This window comes from Wolbachia endosymbiont (group A) of Eristalinus aeneus, assembly GCF_964026915.1.
GTDB classification, from domain to species: domain Bacteria; phylum Pseudomonadota; class Alphaproteobacteria; order Rickettsiales; family Anaplasmataceae; genus Wolbachia; species Wolbachia pipientis.
In genome coordinates, this window is sequence record NZ_OZ034712.1 from 785,814 (window position 1) to 804,521 (window position 18,708).

The 18,708-nt window shown below is 34.5% G+C and carries 25 protein-coding genes and 3 pseudogenes; 11 read left to right on the forward strand and 17 right to left on the reverse strand.

Annotated elements, in window-relative coordinates; all coding sequences use genetic code 11:
• Positions 1–167 precede the first annotated feature (167 nt).
• Complete coding sequence (locus tag AAGD62_RS03890; RefSeq protein ID WP_341812684.1) at positions 168–1,286, forward strand: hypothetical protein; 1,119 nt, start codon at positions 168–170, stop codon at positions 1,284–1,286.
• 228 nt (positions 1,287–1,514) lie between these two features.
• Here the strand turns inward: AAGD62_RS03890 and AAGD62_RS03895 are convergent, their stop codons facing one another.
• Both AAGD62_RS03895 and AAGD62_RS03900 read right to left on the reverse strand, forming a co-directional pair.
• A complete protein-coding gene (locus AAGD62_RS03895) occupies positions 1,515–2,006 on the reverse strand; it encodes an IS630 family transposase (protein WP_155968340.1) in 492 nt (163 codons plus the stop codon).
• 19 nt (positions 2,007–2,025) lie between these two features.
• Positions 2,026–2,373: an IS630 transposase-related protein gene (locus AAGD62_RS03900; RefSeq protein ID WP_155968342.1), complete on the reverse strand. Its 348-nt coding sequence runs from the start codon at positions 2,371–2,373 to the stop codon at positions 2,026–2,028.
• Between the two features lie 109 nt (positions 2,374–2,482).
• On the opposite strand from AAGD62_RS03900, the gene AAGD62_RS03905 reads away from it, so the two are divergent.
• The 7 genes and pseudogenes from AAGD62_RS03905 to AAGD62_RS03935 form a co-directional block, all read left to right on the forward strand.
• A complete protein-coding gene (locus AAGD62_RS03905; RefSeq protein WP_341812685.1) occupies positions 2,483–3,739 on the forward strand; it encodes a hypothetical protein in 1,257 nt (418 codons plus the stop codon).
• 30 nt (positions 3,740–3,769) lie between these two features.
• A complete protein-coding gene (pyrF, locus tag AAGD62_RS03910) occupies positions 3,770–4,444 on the forward strand; it encodes an orotidine-5'-phosphate decarboxylase (protein ID WP_155968488.1) in 675 nt (224 codons plus the stop codon).
• Between the two features lie 49 nt (positions 4,445–4,493).
• Complete coding sequence (locus AAGD62_RS03915; RefSeq protein ID WP_155968486.1) at positions 4,494–5,291, forward strand: hypothetical protein; 798 nt, start codon at positions 4,494–4,496, stop codon at positions 5,289–5,291.
• Between the two features lie 543 nt (positions 5,292–5,834).
• Positions 5,835–5,993: pseudogene (locus AAGD62_RS03920) on the forward strand (phage major capsid protein); the annotation flags it as partial.
• 52 nt (positions 5,994–6,045) lie between these two features.
• Complete coding sequence (locus AAGD62_RS03925) at positions 6,046–6,393, forward strand: IS630 transposase-related protein (RefSeq protein ID WP_155968342.1); 348 nt, start codon at positions 6,046–6,048, stop codon at positions 6,391–6,393.
• A gap of 28 nt (positions 6,394–6,421) precedes the next feature.
• Entirely contained in the window at positions 6,422–6,904 is a 483-nt protein-coding gene (locus AAGD62_RS03930) for an IS630 family transposase (RefSeq protein ID WP_231115908.1), read from the forward strand.
• A 10-nt stretch (positions 6,905–6,914) separates the two neighbouring features.
• Positions 6,915–7,955: pseudogene (locus AAGD62_RS03935) on the forward strand (phage major capsid protein); the annotation flags it as partial.
• 390 nt (positions 7,956–8,345) lie between these two features.
• Here AAGD62_RS03935 and AAGD62_RS03940 read toward each other — a convergent pair.
• The 3 genes from AAGD62_RS03940 to AAGD62_RS03950 are packed head-to-tail and all read right to left on the reverse strand — an operon-like array spanning position 8,346 to position 10,352.
• The gene (locus tag AAGD62_RS03940; RefSeq protein ID WP_065094901.1) at positions 8,346–8,987 is read right to left on the reverse strand and encodes an amino acid ABC transporter ATP-binding protein; all 642 of its coding nucleotides are present in this window, start codon (positions 8,985–8,987) and stop codon (positions 8,346–8,348) included.
• Positions 8,971–9,618 carry an amino acid ABC transporter permease gene (locus AAGD62_RS03945; protein WP_155968426.1) on the reverse strand — a complete coding sequence of 216 codons (648 nt, stop codon included), beginning with the start codon at positions 9,616–9,618 and terminating at the stop codon, positions 8,971–8,973. The genes AAGD62_RS03940 and AAGD62_RS03945 overlap by 17 nt, the downstream gene beginning before the upstream one ends.
• Positions 9,618–10,352, reverse strand: a complete 735-nt coding sequence (locus AAGD62_RS03950) for a substrate-binding periplasmic protein (RefSeq protein ID WP_155968424.1) — start codon at positions 10,350–10,352, stop codon at positions 9,618–9,620. Before AAGD62_RS03950 ends, AAGD62_RS03945 begins: the two co-directional genes overlap by 1 nt.
• A gap of 125 nt (positions 10,353–10,477) precedes the next feature.
• Between AAGD62_RS03950 and AAGD62_RS03955 the strand changes: the two genes are divergently transcribed.
• Entirely contained in the window at positions 10,478–10,924 is a 447-nt protein-coding gene (locus AAGD62_RS03955) for an arginine repressor (protein ID WP_155968422.1), read from the forward strand.
• A 53-nt stretch (positions 10,925–10,977) separates the two neighbouring features.
• Here the strand turns inward: AAGD62_RS03955 and tatC are convergent, their stop codons facing one another.
• The 5 genes from tatC to AAGD62_RS03980 form a co-directional block, all read right to left on the reverse strand.
• On the reverse strand, positions 10,978–11,739 hold the full coding sequence (gene tatC, locus AAGD62_RS03960) for a twin-arginine translocase subunit TatC (protein WP_012673114.1): 762 nt from the start codon (positions 11,737–11,739) through the stop codon (positions 10,978–10,980).
• Positions 11,736–12,824, reverse strand: coding sequence for a type I glyceraldehyde-3-phosphate dehydrogenase (locus tag AAGD62_RS03965; RefSeq protein WP_155969543.1), 1,089 nt, complete (start codon positions 12,822–12,824; stop codon positions 11,736–11,738). The genes tatC and AAGD62_RS03965 overlap by 4 nt, the downstream gene beginning before the upstream one ends.
• Before the next feature lie 367 nt (positions 12,825–13,191).
• Positions 13,192–13,368 (reverse strand): hypothetical protein, encoded by a 177-nt coding sequence (locus AAGD62_RS03970; RefSeq protein ID WP_155968420.1) that lies wholly within the window; start codon positions 13,366–13,368, stop codon positions 13,192–13,194.
• Positions 13,365–13,505: a hypothetical protein gene (locus tag AAGD62_RS03975; protein ID WP_341812686.1), complete on the reverse strand. Its 141-nt coding sequence runs from the start codon at positions 13,503–13,505 to the stop codon at positions 13,365–13,367. Before AAGD62_RS03975 ends, AAGD62_RS03970 begins: the two co-directional genes overlap by 4 nt.
• Positions 13,498–14,330 (reverse strand): IS5-like element ISWpi1 family transposase gene (locus AAGD62_RS03980; RefSeq protein WP_094189578.1). Its coding sequence is split into 2 segments (ribosomal slippage): positions 13,498–13,961 and positions 13,961–14,330, totalling 834 coding nucleotides; the frame shifts between segments, so codons are not numbered across the junction. The genes AAGD62_RS03975 and AAGD62_RS03980 overlap by 8 nt, the downstream gene beginning before the upstream one ends.
• Positions 14,331–14,388: 58 nt before the next feature.
• Here AAGD62_RS03980 and AAGD62_RS03985 point away from each other — a divergent pair.
• A pseudogene (locus AAGD62_RS03985) lies at positions 14,389–14,739 on the forward strand (IS5-like element ISWpi1 family transposase); the annotation flags it as partial.
• Between the two features lie 36 nt (positions 14,740–14,775).
• Here the strand turns inward: AAGD62_RS03985 and AAGD62_RS03990 are convergent.
• From AAGD62_RS03990 to AAGD62_RS04020, 7 genes are all read right to left on the reverse strand, one after another.
• Complete coding sequence (locus tag AAGD62_RS03990) at positions 14,776–15,267, reverse strand: IS630 family transposase (protein WP_155968340.1); 492 nt, start codon at positions 15,265–15,267, stop codon at positions 14,776–14,778.
• Between the two features lie 19 nt (positions 15,268–15,286).
• Positions 15,287–15,634 (reverse strand): IS630 transposase-related protein, encoded by a 348-nt coding sequence (locus AAGD62_RS03995; RefSeq protein WP_155968342.1) that lies wholly within the window; start codon positions 15,632–15,634, stop codon positions 15,287–15,289.
• 29 nt (positions 15,635–15,663) lie between these two features.
• Positions 15,664–16,119 carry an IS3 family transposase gene (locus tag AAGD62_RS04000; RefSeq protein ID WP_320157090.1) on the reverse strand — a complete coding sequence of 152 codons (456 nt, stop codon included), beginning with the start codon at positions 16,117–16,119 and terminating at the stop codon, positions 15,664–15,666.
• Positions 16,104–16,406 carry a transposase gene (locus tag AAGD62_RS04005; protein WP_213863658.1) on the reverse strand — a complete coding sequence of 101 codons (303 nt, stop codon included), beginning with the start codon at positions 16,404–16,406 and terminating at the stop codon, positions 16,104–16,106. Before AAGD62_RS04005 ends, AAGD62_RS04000 begins: the two co-directional genes overlap by 16 nt.
• A gap of 79 nt (positions 16,407–16,485) precedes the next feature.
• On the reverse strand, positions 16,486–16,800 hold the full coding sequence (locus AAGD62_RS04010) for an FtsB family cell division protein (protein WP_010962526.1): 315 nt from the start codon (positions 16,798–16,800) through the stop codon (positions 16,486–16,488).
• A 49-nt stretch (positions 16,801–16,849) separates the two neighbouring features.
• Complete coding sequence (gene ykgO, locus AAGD62_RS04015) at positions 16,850–16,978, reverse strand: type B 50S ribosomal protein L36 (RefSeq protein ID WP_006279631.1); 129 nt, start codon at positions 16,976–16,978, stop codon at positions 16,850–16,852.
• 49 nt (positions 16,979–17,027) lie between these two features.
• Positions 17,028–17,858: a pyruvate, water dikinase regulatory protein gene (locus AAGD62_RS04020; protein ID WP_006280267.1), complete on the reverse strand. Its 831-nt coding sequence runs from the start codon at positions 17,856–17,858 to the stop codon at positions 17,028–17,030.
• 135 nt (positions 17,859–17,993) lie between these two features.
• On the opposite strand from AAGD62_RS04020, the gene ccmC reads away from it, so the two are divergent.
• Positions 17,994–18,704: a heme ABC transporter permease CcmC gene (gene ccmC, locus AAGD62_RS04025; protein WP_010962525.1), complete on the forward strand. Its 711-nt coding sequence runs from the start codon at positions 17,994–17,996 to the stop codon at positions 18,702–18,704.
• Positions 18,705–18,708 lie beyond the last annotated feature (4 nt).

The window sequence follows — 18,708 nt, forward strand, 5'->3', positions numbered from 1 at the left end:
ACATTATAAGTACAATGGTACACTCGATACACAAGGTCTAAGTCATTTTTTAGCTAGCAGACTGAAGATGGGAAGTTTGTTGTAGGTGCAGCACTATAATTCCTCCACAGATAAGAGAATTTTAATAAATATATACAAGACTGCTGAACGTGGGGGGGAGGGGAGTAATGAGCAATTTGCTTAGTGAGGCTAATGCATTTTATTTTGTAGCTAGTTCCTTAGCTACTCTTACGTTACTTACATCTTTAGCGCTTATTGTAACTTCTAATGTGCCTCTTCCTCTAATTCTTGCTTTAGCTACATTATCTATTTTGGTGCTTGCACTTTCATGTAAAATAATTAGTAATAATGTAGAATTGGAAGCAAAAGTAAAAGGTCAGTTAGAACATAAGGAGGAGATGCTTTCTCTTGAACACCAAGAGTTACGTGATGAAAATACAAGATTGAATGAAAGAGTGGATTCTTTAATGGAGGAATTGTGTCAATGCAAATTAGAAAGTGAAAAGAATAAGTTATGTTTAAAGTCAGAATATGAAGATGAGTTACGCTTAAGATTGGAATATGAAGATGAATTAAACTTGGAATTAGAACATAAAAGTAGGGAAGCTTCTTCTCTGCGTACTCAATTAACTATGTTAAGAAAAAAAGTAGAAGTAGAAGAAGTAAAACAATTAAAAACTTTAGAATCGGAAGAACAACATGAGAGCTCAGAAAGCGACATAGAAGAATTAGAGAAGAAGTTATGCCAGTCGGAAAAGGAAAAGAAAGAATTAGAAGGTAAAGTTAGTGATGAACGTCAAAAGCGCACTGATCTTGAAAGTAAAGTTGATAAATTGTGTACAAAGGAGAAAGAGTACTTATCTAAAATTAAGGAGCTGGAAAAGGAGTCATTATCTTTACAAAAAGAAGAGAAAGAATCTGATAACACATTAACAACAGTGAATGATGATCGCGATAATAAGGTGAAAGAATTAAACAGTTCACTTTTGAAGCAATCCTCTCAAATAGAACAACTTCAAAAAGCTTTATTGGAAAAGAAAAAAGAAGAAGTGCTTTTTTTGCAACGGATGATAGAATATGTAACAGATGAGGTAGAAAAATTAGTAAGGGAAAATGAAGTGATCAGAGATGATGATAAAAAAGTAATATTACAAGTGATTCAAGCAACAAAGTCTGTGTTAGTAGAAGAAGCTGCACAATATTTGCCAGGCGAAACGTCTGTTCCTTCATTTGTGGAAGATCCTGGATATACCAGTGGATGTTCTACCCCGATCAATAGCCACTAGACATTTTGAGTACAGTTGTACACTGGATACATAAAACCTTAGCCATTTTTAGCTAGTAGACTGAAAAAGGAAAGTTTGTTGTAGGTGCAGCACTATAATTCCTCCACAGATAAGAGAATTTTAATAAATATATACAAGACTGCTGGAGTTTTGTCCGTGGTGGGAGGGGAGTAATGAGCAATTTGCTTAGTGAGGCTAATGCATTTTATTTTGTAGCTATAGTATTTTCTAAAATGAATGATAAATTTCCATTATGGTATTACCAACCAAAAGTTGTAAGTCTGTATATTTATGCATTAAAGGTCTGAGGCGGCTTTTGATGGTATTCCAACAATGCTCTATAGGGTTCAAATCTGGTGAATATGTTGGTAGATAGAGCAAACGGCATCTAGCATTATCTATTAACTCCTTTGTTTTGGGAGTTTTATGGAATGTGGCATTGTCCATAACTATTGTAGTACCATGTGGCAATTTAGGTAATAACATCTTCTCTAACCATGTATTGAATACCTCTTTGTCACACCCACCTTTGAAAGTCATTGGTGCAATAAATCTCTTTCCAATCCACCCGCCTATTATACTGATTCTCTCTCGTTTTCTTCCTGGAATATCTGCATAAATTTTCTTTCCTATTGGAGCACGTCCATACTCTCGGTATAACCTATTATCAACTCCTGCTTCATCTATATATAAGATGCTGGAATGGTCTATTTTTGAGATTTTATCGGTAAATCGCTGCCTATCTTCTTGATTGCGCTCTTGATATAGTGTAACTTTTTTTTAAAGTAATTCTTAGCTGTTTCAGCCTATACCAAATTGAATTTATTCCAAATCCAAGATTTTGTTTCATCTCTGCCAGCGTATGATCTGGATTCTTTTTAACATATTCTTCGAGTATTTTTGGGTCTATTTTTCGAATAAAGCTGCCGTTTTTCGATGGCCTTAGGCTTTCACCAGCGGCTTTCTTTCTTAACCAGCGGTACAGAGTTGCTATTCCTATCTCCAAAAGCTCTGCCACCTCAACCTTTGACTTCCCTTTTTCTATCATCGATACTGCCCTTTCCCTTAAATCCACACTATACGCCATTATAACTCAAATAGCTTATTATACCTTTATCATTTACTTTGGGAAGTACTATAGTTCCTTAGCTACTCTTACGTTACTTACATCTTTAGCGCTTATTGTAATTTCTAATGTGCCTCTTCCTCTAATTCTTGCTTTAGCTACATTATCTATTTTGGTGCTTGCACTTTCGTATAAAATAATTAGTAATAATAAAAAAATAGAGGTTGAGAGAAATAAATTCGCTCAGAAAGAGCAAGAGTTAGAAAATAAAATAACTCTGGAAAAAGAAGCTGAAGAAGCTGCAAACAAAGAAGTGAAGAATCAATTACATGAATTAACTAGAGAGAAGCAAAATTTAGACAAGAGAGCAAAAAGATTGGATCAGAAAGTAAATGAGTCAGAAGTTGAGAGAGAATCTCTTCTTGAAGAAAAAAAATCTTTAGAGAAAAAATTAGAAACAGCAAAGAATCGTACGTTTGAAATAGACAATGAATTGGACAAAACAAAAGAGGAAATAGATAAGCTTGTTGCACGAGAAGAAGAATTACATCTTAAAATCTCGTGTTTACGTGAACAGTTACAAGAAAAAGAAGAACGTATAACAGAATTGAAAGGGAAAATAGACAATAATCAATGCAAAGAATTAGAAAATAAAAAATTGAATGAGGAAGTAGAAAAATTACGTAAAGAAATAAGGGAGTTATACGAGAAAGAAGACAAATTTTATAAAGAAAGAGATATATTACGTAAGAAAGAAGACATATTTTATAAAGAAAGAGATATATTATATGAGGAAGAAAAAAAGTTGCATACAAAATTAGATGACCTAAAATGTGAAATCAGAAAAATCAATAAAGAAAAGGAAAATTTATCTAAAAAATTGGAAAAGAAATTTGACGAGTTAGATGAAGCAAATGGTTTAATTGAAAATCAGTCTTTTGAGTTAGACGGAATAAGAAAAGATTGTAACAATGAGGTAAAAGGTTTAAAAAATTTACTTTTAGAGCGAGACAGTCAAATAGAACAACTTGAAGAAGATTTGTTGAGAAATGCAGAAGAGAAAAAGGGTTATTTACCGGAAATGTTAGAATCTGTGGTAGACAAGGTAGAAAAATTGGTAAACAATAATGAAGCGATCGGAGATCGTAGTAGAAAAATAATATTACAGGAGACTCAAAAAATAAAGTTTATATTGAAGGAAATTATGCAATTCACGCTAGGTGAAGATTCTAGATGTGAATCACCATCAGAGGAAACGTTTGATTGTTTACTGGAGGATCTTGGATATGCAAGTCGCTCATCCACTCCGATCAAATTGCCAAATTCACTATTGACAGAATCTTATGAACGTAATCAGAGTGAAAGTATTTGCAAAACACAACAATGAGTCTTATTATAAGATAAATCATGCAAGATAATGAACCCAATAATATGCGCACTGGATACACAAGACTTAAATAAGGCTATTTCTCTAGCTAATGCTCTGCGTGGTAAAGTTGGCATGGTAAAGCTGGGATTAGAATTTTTTGCTGCTCAAGGTCTTTCTGGAGTGCAAGAAGTTGCAAAATGCAATGTACCAATTTTTTTAGATCTGAAATTGCATGACATTCCAAACACTGTAGCCAAAACAGTTGAAGTAATAAAAGTTCTGAACATTGAAATGTTAACTCTGCACATCAGCGGTGGAACAAAAATGCTTGAAGAAGCGCTAAGTGTAGTGCAAGGCACAAAAATAAAGCTGATTGGAGTGACAGTGCTAACTAGTATGAGCAATGAGGATTTAAACGAGCTTGGAGTAGCAAGAGAGGCAAAATCACAGGTAATTTTGCTTGCAAAGCTTGCAAAAAAGATTGGACTCCATGGAATAGTCTGTTCTGCACTAGAAGCTCAAGAAGTGCGCCGAGAGTGCGGTGAAGACTTTAAAATTATTAATCCAGGAATTCGTATAGATCCAGGTCATGACGACCAAAAAAGAACAGCAACACCAAAAGAAGCAATAAATTCAGGAGCTGATTATATCGTCATTGGCAGACCCATTACAAAAACTACAAGTAGTGCGGAGCTAATATTGAAATCCATGAAAGAATTTTAATATAATAACTTAATTTATAAAAATACTAACATATTAATTAGGAATAAGCATGAGTAATATCAATAGAATAATACGCGAAGTAATCAAGGAATTCCGCTCAAAATTACCAGATAAGGAAATAGAGGAATATTCTGGCAAATTGAATAAGCTACATATCTACCAGTGCAATAAGCATATAATAGAAAATAAGAAGCTATATCATTATACAATAAATGGGAAAACCCATGCTATGGGTCAGCATGGGCATAATTTTGTCAAGAGTTTAGAAGTTATCTTGAGGAATAAGCCACAAATTTCCTTAGAAGAGGTAATTGATTTTATGGAAAAAATAATTAATTTTGGTATTGATAGTTGTTATGGAGCATTTGAGATGATATTTGAATCTCGCTCTGGTGTTACAATAGATGATGCAGTTAATTTTGTAAAAGATAGCTTATCTAGTAAATTTTATAGATTCCATGGCAGTGGGATTTTCAAAGTAATATTAGAACTTAATCCAGAGAGCTCTCTTGAAGAGATAGAGAAACAATTTAGCAAAGTAGTAGATCCTTACTTTCTTAATGCTTGGAGTCGAGAAAGTGAAAGGGCTTTTGCTAAGATATGTAGGTTATGTAGAGAAGGACATGTGGAGAATATGCAGAAATTTGATTTTAGCAATTTTAATTTAGATCAAGATAGTGCTGGAGCATTAAGAGCACTGTTACAGTATTGTGTTGACGTTTCTAATCAAAAAGCTTTAGGTGATTCACATGAATTGCATAGAGAAGAGATGGAGGGGATATATAAATTTGATGATAATTACGATTTAAATTTAGATAGTGATCATAATGATAGTATCTGGCATTGAAATTATACTACAATAATAAAATAACTGGATAAAAATTATCACCAAAAAAATTCAAAAAAGTGCTTGACATAAAAGAACGAACATTATATAGTGTTGTTATCTTTTATTTTACCTCGCTTAATTTAATTACTGGATTAAGCTTACAGTACTAAGCGTGGCACTTTGTGCCACGCTATTTTTCGGTTTACATTTTCAACAGATAAACAAATGATATCATGCCAGTGCCTGGGCACATAACTGTACGAACATTTATTTTTGAAGACAACAGATGATGTCATTCCAGTGCTTGACACTGGCTTTCGCACAATTCCATCAAAAACGTTGTAAAGCGCTTTCGTGTTTACCAACTTAGTGCCCAATCTGGATCCCAGACTGGGATGACAAGAAAGGGAGCACTGGGATGACATCATCCTTTTTTTGGGATTCCAGTGCAGCTACTTGCATCTGCCACCTGCAATGTTCGTACAGATGTAGGGAAACATCTATGAGTACCATTCCTATTACCTTATTTCCATTTTCATTTCATTTTCAAAGGAGGCTATTATGTCACTCACCGATATCGCTCACCGTATCAATGAACTCGCTTCATCATGGGAGCAATTTAAATTAATAAATGATCGCAAACTAAAAGAAATTGAAAGCAAAGGGCGTGCTGATTCTGCAACAATTGAGCAGCTATGCAAGGTAAATAATGCCATTGATATAGTACTTCCCAAAGTAAATGATAAAGGTATAATAAGCTATTTGAGTTATAATGGCGTATAGTGTGGATTTAAGGGAAAGGGCAGTATCGATGATAGAAAAAGGGAAGTCAAAGGTTGAGGTGGCAGAGCTTTTGGAGATAGGAATAGCAACTCTGTACCGCTGGTTAAGAAAGAAAGCCGCTGGTGAAAGCCTAAGGCCATCGAAAAACGGCAGCTTTATTCGAAAAATAGACCCAAAAATACTCGAAGAATATGTTAAAAAGAATCCAGATCATACGCTGGCAGAGATGAAACAAAATCTTGGATTTGGAATAAATTCAATTTGGTATAGGCTGAAACAGCTAAGAATTACTTTAAAAAAAAGTTACACTATATCAAGAGCGCAATCAAGAAGATAGGCAGCGATTTACCGATAAAATCTCAAAAATAGACCATTCCAGCATCTTATATATAGATGAAGCAGGAGTTGATAATAGGTTATACCGAGAGTATGGACGTGCTCCAATAGGAAAGAAAATTTATGCAGATATTCCAGGAAGAAAACGAGAGAGAATCAGTATAATAGGCGGGTGGATTGGAAAGAGATTTATTGCACCAATGACTTTCAAAGGTGGGTGTGACAAAGAGGTATTCAATACATGGTTAGAGAAGATGTTATTACCTAAATTGCCACATGGTACTACAATAGTTATGGACAATGCCACATTCCATAAAACTCCCAAAACAAAGGAGTTAATAGATAATGCTAGATGCCGTTTGCTCTATCTACCAACATATTCACCAGATTTGAACCCTATAGAGCATTGTTGGAATACCATCAAAAGCCGCCTCAGACCTTTAATGCATAAATATACAGACTTACAACTTTTGGTTGGTAATACCATAATGGAAATTTATCATTCATTTTAGAAAATACTATAGTTGCAAAGAGCGTTTAGACTTGATCGAAACTGCAGCTCAACGTCCAGAAGTAAATACAGATTTTAGCACAAGCGATAAATATTTTTCTGATTATATCCGCAAGGGAATGGAAAGCGGTTTATCACACAAAACCCTCAGTGGAGATAACAGTGATATCGGGGGGTATCTAGTTACTCCGCATATTGTAAAACGCATAAACAAGCGCGTAACTGATTCGTCCCCAATGCGACAAATATGCTCCAGTCAAAGAATCTCTACTGAAACATTGGATTACATTATAGAAGATTTTGACCGCGCCGGTGCAGGTTGGAGCAGTGAAACAGTAGATGATGAGGATGGTGGCAATAAGTCTAAGTATGATTTTGCAAAAGATACGGACACGCCCAAAATCCAAAAGATTTCCGTCACAACTTACGAGTTATATGCTCAACCACAAATATCACAAAAGTTACTCGATGATGCGTTTGTCGATGTTGAGAGTTGGCTGGTGGAAAAGATTGCCGAGACTTTTAGTAAGGAAGAAAGCGAAGCCTTCATTAAGGGTGAGGGCACTTTTCAACCAAAAGGAATTTTAGCTTATGAAAATGGAAACAGTTATAATAAAATAGAGCAAGTTAAAACTGAAAAATTAGATAGTGATTCAATAATGATGTTGTATTACTCTCTGGATGAATATTATTCCAAAAATGCATCATTTTTGATGAACAGGAGTACGTTGAAGGACATTAGGCTGCTAAAATCTCAAACAGGTCAATATCTTTGGCAACCAAGTTTGTCGCTTGAAGCTCCAGATACCTTAATGGGAGTGCCAGTATACCAGTCTGCCGATATGCCACCAGTGCCAAACAATCAGCTACCAGTAATTGCGATGGCAGATTTTAAACAAGCTTATAAGATTGTAGATAACAGAGGAATGAGAATATTAAGAGACCCTTATACGAATAAACCTTATGTGAGGTTTTTTGTCACTAAGCGTGTCGGCGGAGAGGTTGTAAACACCAGTGCTATTAAATTGTTGAAAGTTGCGAGCAAGTACTAAAAACTTCCGCAGCATCATCTTTATAGCTGATCAAAGCAACACGTCATACCGCGATTCATTCCATAACTGTACGAACATTGTGATTTTGGCCCATCAGGAGGGTGTCATCCCAGTGCTTGACACATATAGCTAAACTGACTTAGATTTACCGACAGTTTGAAAAACAAAAATTCGTCATTCCGCTACTTGTTAGCGGAATCTATGCTGAGATATCGCGGCGGTATGACGTAGGAAAACCTTTCTTGGGTTAGCTATAGTTTGCTATATTATGTGATTTTATTTTTAGCATTGCTTCTTACATTATGTAATTTTGTTTTCCATAATGTATATTATGTAATTTTCGATGCTAAAATCTGTTATAGCTCTCAGTATGATATGAGTGATTCTCTTTTAATAATTATTTTTTAAATAGTTTGTTGGTTCATCAATTTCTTTAGGATTGATATCTACAATTATTTTTCCGTTTTTTAACAGAATAATCCGATCTGATATTTTTGTTAAAAAATCCAAATTGTGAGAAGCGATAATCATAGTAATACCCATATCTCTAACTGATTGTAATAGTTCCACAACGTCGACTATTGTTGCTACATCTAAACCAGACGTTGGCTCATCGCATAATAGAATCCTTGGATTCATCATTAAGCTTCTGGCAAGCGCAACCCGCTGTTTTTGCCCACCGGATAGATTACTAGGGTAATCATTTTTTTTAGAGGCAATACCCAAAGACTCAAGTAGTGAATCACTTTGATCCTGAGTTTTGTTTTTAAGTTTGGGAGCATATGTAAGATTTTCCCAGACAGTCATATGTGGGAAAAGTTGAAAATCCTGAAATACAAAACCAGTACTATCATTGCATTCAATGCTACCAGAATCTAAAACTTCGAGTTTTTGTATACAACGTAACAATGTTGATTTACCACTACCAGAAGGACCAGCAAGACCAACTATAGATTGTTCTATAATCAGGTTAATATTATTAAGTACTGGAACATTATTAAATAATTTACAAACATTATGCATTTTTATCATATATACCTTTCTGTTCAATCTTTTTGCCTATATATTCAATTAGTAATACAAGAGCGTAATAATAAGCCCCAGCAAGACAAAGTGGTATAAAATAAGTAAATTGTTCTGCTGCAAGCATTTGCGCAGAGCGCATAATATCAACACCACCAATAGTAGAGATTAATGCCGTTTCTTTAAGGAGTGCAATGATCTCATTTATCATTGCAGGAAGAATATTTTTAATAACTTGTGGTAATATAATATCTCTCCACATATAGAAACTAGGTATTTGTAAAGTTTTAGCTGCTTCAAACTGGTTTTTTGATATAGTTTCAATACCAGCTCGTAAAATCTCAGCAATATAAGCACAGCTATTTAGACCAAATGCTATAATGCCAGCACTAAATATGTTTAATTTAATTCCTGCAATGGTTGGAGTCATAAAATAAACAACACTTAACTGTAATATAAGGGGGGTGCCACGTATTACAGATATAATTCCATTAATTAATGGAATACAGATCTTATTATATCTGAGTACTGAAAATAACCCTCCTAGACTCATACCTAAAAGCAGTCCTCCAATCAATAATTTTAAAGTCAAGGCAAGGCCTGTTCCAACAAACAAGAAATTAGAAATTAATTCTTGCATCAGTTATCTCCTAGCCATTTTTCTGCTATCTTTTGTATTACACCTTTACTTTCTAAACTTTTTAACGCCTCGTTTATTTTATCCTTTAAATCAGATCCTTTATTCACAGCAATAGAATAACCATTATCTGACTTAGCGATGGCTGACCATGATAGACCAGGATTTTTTTTGCTAAATACTTTACCTTGGAATTCATCAATTAGGACGCCATCAACATGACCAGACTTCAATGCTTCTACAGCTTGATTATTATTGTCTATAGCAATAATTTGAGCTGTTGTAGGAACATGCTCTTTTAGCCAAATTTCCATGACAGTTCCTAGTTGAACGGCTATCTTCTTGTGAGTTAAATTGTTTATACCGGCTATGGGTTTATTTTTGTGATATAGAATACCAAATTCCCCTGTATAATAACTATTTGAAAAATCAAAATTTTTTTCACGCTCTTCTGTACTACCAATAGTAGATATAGCAGCATCTACAGAATTACTTTGTAATGCTGCAAATATAGCACTAAACTGCATATCTTTAAACATTGCTTCTTTACCTAACTCTTTTGCTACTAATTGAGCAAGCTCAATGTCAAAGCCAGTAAATTTACCATTTTCATAATATTCAAAAGGTGGATAATCTGCAGAAATTGCAAATCTAATGATATTATCGTGTTTATCTTCCTTGCATCCTGTTAATAGAATACTTATCACTATAATAGCATTTAAAATATATTTTTTCATATTACTAATTTATATTCATATTTTATTCATCTTATGAATATAGACATTAAAAATTGAATAGTCAAGAAATAATGAATATAATTTCAAATATACTTATTACATATTCAATATGAGGAAAATGCATAATGCATGACAACACACTAGGTGAACATATTTTAAATATTATTCAAAATCATGAAATTTTAGAGCAGAGCGATTTACAGACCTTGCTTAAAGAAAGAGGGCACAACATTCCTCAGGCTACTTTATCAAGGAAATTAAAAAAACTTAAAATTGCCAAAGTTGCTGGTGTATATAAAGTAATCGATATCAACCAGTATCAATTACCATTGATACTTAATATGCAAATTTCGGATTTTGGTTTAATAGTACTACATACCCAACCAGGACAAGCTAGCAGTCTAGCTTACTTTTTAGATAAGAAGTATGTGCTAAATAGTAGCAACAACATAGGAATTATAGGAACTATAGCAGGTGATGATACAGTATTATTGATCATCAAAAGTAAGGCTGAACTTAACAAAGTATTACAATCAATTTATGAAACATTTCCATATTTAAGTCCTGAATAAGAATGTTGTAAGTTAAAAATGTGATATAAAGGAGATAAGAGGGATTCCTTTGTTTAAATCTTTGTCTTCTTTTTTTCAATATACCTACATATCAGAATGGACAATTCATATAGAATCAGCATAGGTATTGCAAGCCCTACTTGGCTTAATACATCAGGTGGAGTTAAGATTGCAGCGATAATAAAAATTACCACTATCGCGATTCTGCGTTTATTTGACAAACTTTGTGTAGTGAGTAACCCTACTCTCACCATTAATGTGAGTATTACTGGAATTTGAAATGCAGTGCCAAAAGCAAACATAAATTGGAGAACGAGGTCTAAATATTCGCTAACTGATGGCATAAACTCTATTGGTATACCGAAAGATTTCCCACTATGTTCAAAAGTGATGAAAAACTTCCAGGCTAAAGGAAATATATAGTAATAGACTACAGTAGCTCCCGTTACAAATAAAACCGGTGTTGCAATCAAGTATGGCAACAACACTGCCCTTTCACTTTTATATAACCCAGGTGCTAAGAACATATAAAATTGCCATGCAAACACAGGAAAAGAAAACAAAAGTGCGCTCATTATTGCAACTTGGAGATACACAAAAAATGCCTCTGTTAAGTCTGTGTAAATTAAAGAAAAACCTTCGCTACCTTTTGTTGCTTCTATTAAAGGTGCGAGTAAAAAACGGTATATATTTTCCTTAAAGTAATAACAAAAACCAAAAGCAACGCAAAAAAATAGAAAGCAAAAGATAACTCTTTTTCTGAGTTCCGCAAAGTGCTCATAAAATGAGGCGTATTTGTTTGAGTTCCAGTTCATACTTTACTATAGCTCAATAATGCTATGTCTAACATTCTCAGCGAAAAAGCCCACTCATTGTCATACCACGCTGCAACCCTGCATATATCACCTGTAACATATGTACCAGTTAAATCCACAATTGCACTATAAGGGTTATGCACAAAATCTATTGAGACTAAAGGTTCCTCGCATATAGAAAGTACATTTGACATTGGATAACCCTCTGTCATCCTAGTACCCTCTGATGTCATCCGAGTAGCTGACACTGGATTAGATTCCAGCGTCACGCGCTGGAATGACGTAGAGGAGAGAGCTGCATCCTTAAACATTTCATTGATTTCTTTAACGGTCGCTTTCTTATCAGTCGTAAATGTAAAATCAACCATAGAAACATTGCTAACCGGAACTCTGACGGCAGTGCCATCTAGCTTTCCCTTTAATTCAGGAATTACAGAACCGATTGTTTTTGCTGCCCCGGTTGTAGTTGGCACCATAGATAATCCGCAAGCCCTTGCTCTACGCAAATCTTTATGATTACCATCAAGAACATTTTGATCATTCGTGTAGGCATGTATAGTAGTCATAAAACCGCTTTTTATACCTAAACTGGAGTGTAGGACTTTCACAATCGGAGCAAGGCAATTTGTAGTGCAAGAACCTGCTGATATCACTTTATGCTCTTTTTCGAGCATATCGTCATTCACACCATAAACTATAGTGACATCAGCATCCGGAACTGGAGCAGAGACAATTACTTTCTCTGCATTGTGCCTTATTGCTTCTTCACGTTTATTGAATGCACCAGTACATTCAAGTATTACATCAACATTCCAAGGAATATTTTCAGGATTCCGTTCTCTATATAAAGAAAACTTTTTGCCATTTATAGAAATCCAATTTTGAGACTCATTAAAATCAATATCACCACTGAATTTGCCATGAACAGAATCATATTTAATCAAATGTGCATGCTGCTCAGCACCGAGCGATCCATTGACAGCTACAACTTCTATTTGTTTGCTATATTCTTCTATTTCGAAAATAGCACGCAATACGCCTCTGCCTATTCTACCCAGACCATTAATTCCTACGCGAACCGTCATCTCTTCATTCAAAAAATTTAATTATAGAGGATATCACTTGATATTTCATTCTATTCTTTTGCTTTTCTATCGATATGAACATTATAGCAAGGAGACAGGGCTAAAAACTTGCTTGACAAACTCCGCCAGCGCCCTTATCATGAAACTGAAGCTATTGTATTTGCTTTCGCCAATCTGCAGATTAAAAGGTAAGGATTACTTAATGTATCGGCGTCTTATGTTCAATTTTTTGCAGTATATAGATACTGTATGTCTTTACAAAACTTCATCTACATCTAGATTTTTATCTAAATAAGCTGAACGCGCTTATAAAGCGTTACAAGACATCAAAAAATGCCAATACTCGACAGAGATAGTAAAAGACTAGCTAACTCGGGGATTCTTTGTCTTTTTTTCTGCTTAGTAAATTTCTTAAACGTTTGCAGCGTAAGTTAGTTGCAATTAAAAGCAGCTGAATTTCGCTTGTCAAACGTTTAAAACATAAAAAACGCCAATATTTTAAAGCAGATAATAACCCCAGGGCTTCTTTTGCCTTTTTTTTCATTTGGTAAATTTCTTAATGTTTATGGCTAAACGACAACCGTCATCCCGCTGCTTGTTAGCGGGATCTATGTTAAGAGGTTGTCCGGAAATAAGTAAAAGGCTATAAGAGGTTGTCCGGAAACTAGTAAATTCAAGCATATTCCCTCTTTAACATAACCCTACTCATAGCTAGGTATATGAAATTCTCAGTGGATGTTGTGAGTAAATCATACTCCTTCGATAGCCTTCTATTCCTATTAACCCAAGCAAAAGTCCTTTCTACAACCCATCTTCTTGGCTGTACTTTAAACCCTTGTTCTCTTGTTGGTAGTAGCTCAGGTGGCGTATCTTTGTGCACCCAAAATCTACATGGAGGCCTTTTAACAATTTCAATATCTATGTCATATTCTTCCTTTATGTGATTCTTTAAATTTCTTCCTTGGTATCCCATGTCAGCCCACATTTTTTTAACTTTAGTATATTTTGTTCTCATATTGTTTAATGCTATTTTAATACCATCTCTATCATTTTCGTTAGCAGCGCCTACGTAACAACCTAGTATAAAACCCTGAGTGTCTGTAATTATATGCCTTTTTCTACCCTTTACTTTTTTACTTCCATCATAGCCTTTGATCCTCCCTTTTCTGTAGTCTTTACAGATTGACTATCTACTATACAGGCACTCGGCTGCTCATTCCTTCCTATTTTTCTTCTACTATATTTTGTAATTTCATAATTCATTTTCTCAAAAATTCCCTGCTTCTTCCATTGCCTGAACTGCTCATACACAGTCTTCCATAGCGGAAAATCATTTGGTAAATACCGCCATTGACACCCTGTACGCAATACATAGAAAATTGCTTCTAATATTTCTCTTTTGCTATACTTTGGCGGCCTTCCTCCTTTCTTGTATGATACTCTGAAGTGTTTTTCTATTCTTGCCCATTCCCTTTCGCTTAGATCTGTTGGATACTTTTTTCTCATCTTTACCCCGTACTAAAATTTCAGATATTATAGCCTTTTACTTATTTCCGGACAACCTCTAAACAATATGAGAACAAAATATACTAAAGTTAAAAAAATGTGGGCTGACATGGGATACCAAGGAAGAAATTTAAAGAATCACATAAAGGAAGAATATGACATAGATATTGAAATTGTTAAAAGGCCTCCATGTAGATTTTGGGTGCACAAAGATACGCCACCTGAGCTACTACCAACAAGAGAACAAGGGTTTAAAGTACAGCCAAGAAGATGGGTTGTAGAAAGGACTTTTGCTTGGGTTAATAGGAATAGAAGGCTATCGAAGGAGTATGATTTACTCACAACATCCACTGAGAATTTCATATACCTAGCTATGAGTAGGGTTATGTTAAAGAGGGAATATGCTTGAATTTACTAGTTTCCGGACAACCTCATATAGTATTTTCTAAAATGAATGATAAATTTCCATTATGGTATTACCAACCAAAAGTTGTAAGTCTGTATATTTATGCATTAAAGGTCTGAGGCGGCTTTTGATGGTATTCCAACAATGCTCTATAGGGTTCAAATCTGGTGAATATGTTGGTAGATAGAGCAAACGGCATCTAGCATTATCTATTAACTCCTTTGTTTTGGGAGTTTTATGGAATGTGGCATTGTCCATAACTATTGTAGTACCATGTGGCAATTTAGGTAATAACATCTTCTCTAACCATGTATTGAATACCTCTTTGTCACACCCACCTTTGAAAGTCATTGGTGCAATAAATCTCTTTCCAATCCACCCGCCTATTATACTGATTCTCTCTCGTTTTCTTCCTGGAATATCTGCATAAATTTTCTTTCCTATTGGAGCACGTCCATACTCTCGGTATAACCTATTATCAACTCCTGCTTCATCTATATATAAGATGCTGGAATGGTCTATTTTTGAGATTTTATCGGTAAATCGCTGCCTATCTTCTTGATTGCGCTCTTGATATAGTGTAACTTTTTTTTAAAGTAATTCTTAGCTGTTTCAGCCTATACCAAATTGAATTTATTCCAAATCCAAGATTTTGTTTCATCTCTGCCAGCGTATGATCTGGATTCTTTTTAACATATTCTTCGAGTATTTTTGGGTCTATTTTTCGAATAAAGCTGCCGTTTTTCGATGGCCTTAGGCTTTCACCAGCGGCTTTCTTTCTTAACCAGCGGTACAGAGTTGCTATTCCTATCTCCAAAAGCTCTGCCACCTCAACCTTTGACTTCCCTTTTTCTATCATCGATACTGCCCTTTCCCTTAAATCCACACTATACGCCATTATAACTCAAATAGCTTATTATACCTTTATCATTTACTTTGGGAAGTACTATACCATACGTGAGAATTATTGCTGCCAAATATAGCCATCCCTCCTTGGTTTTGATGTAAGTAATCCCATACTTTATTTGGTTGATCAACAATAAAGTTTTGATCTAGTATATTGGGAGCTACAGCTCTATTATCTGTTTGTTGTTTTTTAATTTTAAACTTTCTTCTCAGTATAGCCCTGATGTCATTTTTCTGCATAATACTTTGCACCGTTTTCAAATTGCAACTTTTACCCAAAGCCTTCAATTCAGCATGAATTTTAGGAGCTCCATATCTACATTTAGAAACTTGATATATTTTTTGAATAGCTTCGAGTAGCTCTTTATTTGCTGATTCTCTACTGCTTATTTTTCTTGTGGTCCACTTATAGTAGCCACTAGCAGAAAATCCTACATAATTCCTGTACTTTATAGCAGTTACTATATAAAAAAATATTTTACTCTTTTTGACTGGCCAGGGCTTTTTTTTAAATGTCTCTTTCCCTTGTTACTCTTGCTTTGTAAATCAAACCTCTCTTTGTCGTAAGGAGCCATGTTACCTCTACCTGGAAATGCATCTGCTGCCGACTTTTTTTCGTTGTGTTTCTTTATCCATTTTCCTAATACACTATCCCTTATTCCTAGATCTCTTGCTACTTTTGCAACTGGTTGACCTACCTTTCTTTGTTCATTTGCCAGTTTAACAGCTTCCAATTTGAATTCTGCTGTATATTCTCTTACCATTTCTAATCCTCCAAAATTTTATTTTACCCAAAAAAACTCTTTTCTTTCTCTCCACTTTTTCTGGGTAAGGTCACTACTGCTATTCCACGTCAAGAACAACCATAAGTTCATTAGGGTTCACATAACCTAAAGCATTTTTTGCTTGCTCATCAAGCAGATCTAAATCTAAGCTTTTTTCATATAAGCCAAATACTTTGTTGTCCAACTTTTCCTTTTCAGAAGAGACATCCTTTAGCAAAAGTTTATTGTACTCGATTTCTTTTTTTAAATCGATTAACGTCAATAAGCCACGTTTACCTGTAATTGTGCTAATGCTGAAATATAATGTAAGGGAAGAAATGAGTAAGGCTGCGCTTAAACACAGTAACTTTTGCTTCTTTTTAGATATAAGCACCGTACTTTCACATATAAAAAATATATAACATGAAAAGGTGAACAAAAAGCTAAGAACCTTGACGCGCTTTACACCTTGGCTTTACCTTATTTATAATGTAAATCTTACCACCCCTTTTCACAACTTTACAATTTTTATCTCTGTTACGATGAGATTTTAGCGACCCTTTGACTTTCATATCTATAGTAAGAATTAAATTACTTTACATTATAATCACTTATCAAGAGTTAGTCAATTGATAACATTTTATTAAAATATTGTATAATTGTTGCTGATACTTCTTCGATCGACTTTTGCGTGACATCGATAATTGGCCAGTTATTCTGTTTAAAGAGCTCCTCTGCTTCTTTAATTTCCTTTTCTACTTTCTCAGGGTTAGCATATATATTATTATCTTCGTTGTTAATTGAAGTAAGTCTATTTTTGCGTATTTCTATTAGCCTACTTACGTCTATTGTTACCCCTATCGTTAGTTTATTTTTTAATTTTGCCAAGTCAACATAAAAGGGTACTCCACTAACAAAAGGAATATTTGCAACTTTATAGCCTCGGTAAGCTAAATACGTACTGGTGGGAGATTTTGATGTACGTGAAACTCCAACCAAAATTATATCTGCTTTATCAATATCTTGAATATTTTGTCCATCATCATGATTAATAGTGTAGTTTATTGCCTCAATGCGCTGAAAATATTCGTTATTTATCTCAGTATGCAAGTCAAGCTTTTCGTCTTTTTCAATTTCAAGATAAGACGAAATTTCTCTAATAATATGTGATAATATTGCTCTATAGGGAATTTTCAACTTTATACAGTTATCTTTTAGATATTTTCTTAGCTCATCATCAGTAATAGTGCATATAACAAAATTATGCTCATCACTTTTCCTATTAATTTCCTCCAGAATTTTGTCAATCTGCTCTTCTCCTTTTACAAAAGACCAAACATATTCGATCGTTTCTACAGAACGAAAGTGTTTCAGAGCTGATTTTGCAACTGATATAACAGTTTCACCACTTGAATCTGATACTAAGTGTAGATTAAGCTTTTTAAGGGTCATATACTAAAAATAATAGCTAGCAATCTGCTACTGAAATTATGCTAATTTGTTGACCTACGTAAATATAGAAAAACTATCCTGTTGATAAAACTCAAACTAATTGGTAAATTCTTAACACAATTATTCTCAAAACGAATGTTTTTATTAAAGCCTACAAATTTCTCTTATTTTTCTAAGAAAGCTCTACCTTGGCTTGGGGTTATTTGTTTCGCATGTTTTTTAATTGGAATGTCTTTGGCGTTATTCTTCTCTCCAGAAGATTATAAACAAGGAGAAATTGTACGAATCATGTACATTCATGTGCCTTCTGCATGGCTTGCTCTTGGAATATATGGATTAATTGCATCACTTGGTTTCATTTCATTGGTATGGAACAATAGCATTGCTAGTGTCTTGGCACATGCTGCTGCTCCTGCAGGGACAGTCTTTTCGGCAATATGCTTAATCACAGGCAGCATCTGGGGAAAAGGAACCTGGGGCACTTGGTGGGTATGGGATGCAAGGCTTACTTCAATGCTGATTTTATTTTTCCTATATGTTGGCTACCTTTCATTGTGGAGCGCTTTTGATAATGAAGCGAGGGCAGAAAAATCAGCAGCAGTATTTGCCATCTTTAGTGCTATAAATATTCCTATAGTAAAATTTTCCGTGAATTTATGGTCCACTCTCCATCAGCCAGCAAGCATTTTGAGAAAAGGTGGAATAGCAATAGAAAGTTCCCTGCTGTTGCCACTGGTTGCAATGTTTATGTTTTGTGCCACATTTTTTTTAGTAGTGTGGATACTGTATTCACTTTACTTAATTAATTTATATAAGATAAAGAGAGAAATCAGTATGCGGTATTAGGCCG

Excerpts from the sequence above, each read along its gene's own strand:
- AAGD62_RS03890 (WP_341812684.1), top strand. The coding sequence starts at position 168 with ATGAGCAATTTGCTTAGTGAGGCTAATGCATTTTATTTTGTAGCTAGT.
- AAGD62_RS03900 (WP_155968342.1), bottom strand. The coding sequence starts at position 2,373 with ATGGCGTATAGTGTGGATTTAAGGGAAAGGGCAGTATCGATGATAGAA.
- pyrF (WP_155968488.1), top strand. The coding sequence starts at position 3,770 with ATGAACCCAATAATATGCGCACTGGATACACAAGACTTAAATAAGGCT.
- AAGD62_RS03915 (WP_155968486.1), top strand. The coding sequence starts at position 4,494 with ATGAGTAATATCAATAGAATAATACGCGAAGTAATCAAGGAATTCCGC.
- AAGD62_RS03925 (WP_155968342.1), top strand. The coding sequence starts at position 6,046 with ATGGCGTATAGTGTGGATTTAAGGGAAAGGGCAGTATCGATGATAGAA.
- AAGD62_RS03940 (WP_065094901.1), bottom strand. The coding sequence starts at position 8,987 with ATGATAAAAATGCATAATGTTTGTAAATTATTTAATAATGTTCCAGTA.
- AAGD62_RS03945 (WP_155968426.1), bottom strand. The coding sequence starts at position 9,618 with ATGCAAGAATTAATTTCTAATTTCTTGTTTGTTGGAACAGGCCTTGCC.
- AAGD62_RS03950 (WP_155968424.1), bottom strand. The coding sequence starts at position 10,352 with ATGAAAAAATATATTTTAAATGCTATTATAGTGATAAGTATTCTATTA.
- AAGD62_RS03955 (WP_155968422.1), top strand. The coding sequence starts at position 10,478 with ATGCATGACAACACACTAGGTGAACATATTTTAAATATTATTCAAAAT.
- tatC (WP_012673114.1), bottom strand. The coding sequence starts at position 11,739 with ATGAACTGGAACTCAAACAAATACGCCTCATTTTATGAGCACTTTGCG.
- AAGD62_RS03965 (WP_155969543.1), bottom strand. The coding sequence starts at position 12,824 with ATGACGGTTCGCGTAGGAATTAATGGTCTGGGTAGAATAGGCAGAGGC.
- AAGD62_RS03970 (WP_155968420.1), bottom strand. The coding sequence starts at position 13,368 with ATGAAAAAAAAGGCAAAAGAAGCCCTGGGGTTATTATCTGCTTTAAAA.
- AAGD62_RS03975 (WP_341812686.1), bottom strand. The coding sequence starts at position 13,505 with ATGCTTGAATTTACTAGTTTCCGGACAACCTCTTATAGCCTTTTACTT.
- AAGD62_RS03995 (WP_155968342.1), bottom strand. The coding sequence starts at position 15,634 with ATGGCGTATAGTGTGGATTTAAGGGAAAGGGCAGTATCGATGATAGAA.
- AAGD62_RS04005 (WP_213863658.1), bottom strand. The coding sequence starts at position 16,406 with ATGGTAAGAGAATATACAGCAGAATTCAAATTGGAAGCTGTTAAACTG.
- ykgO (WP_006279631.1), bottom strand. The coding sequence starts at position 16,978 with ATGAAAGTCAAAGGGTCGCTAAAATCTCATCGTAACAGAGATAAAAAT.
- AAGD62_RS04020 (WP_006280267.1), bottom strand. The coding sequence starts at position 17,858 with ATGACCCTTAAAAAGCTTAATCTACACTTAGTATCAGATTCAAGTGGT.
- ccmC (WP_010962525.1), top strand. The coding sequence starts at position 17,994 with ATGTTTTTATTAAAGCCTACAAATTTCTCTTATTTTTCTAAGAAAGCT.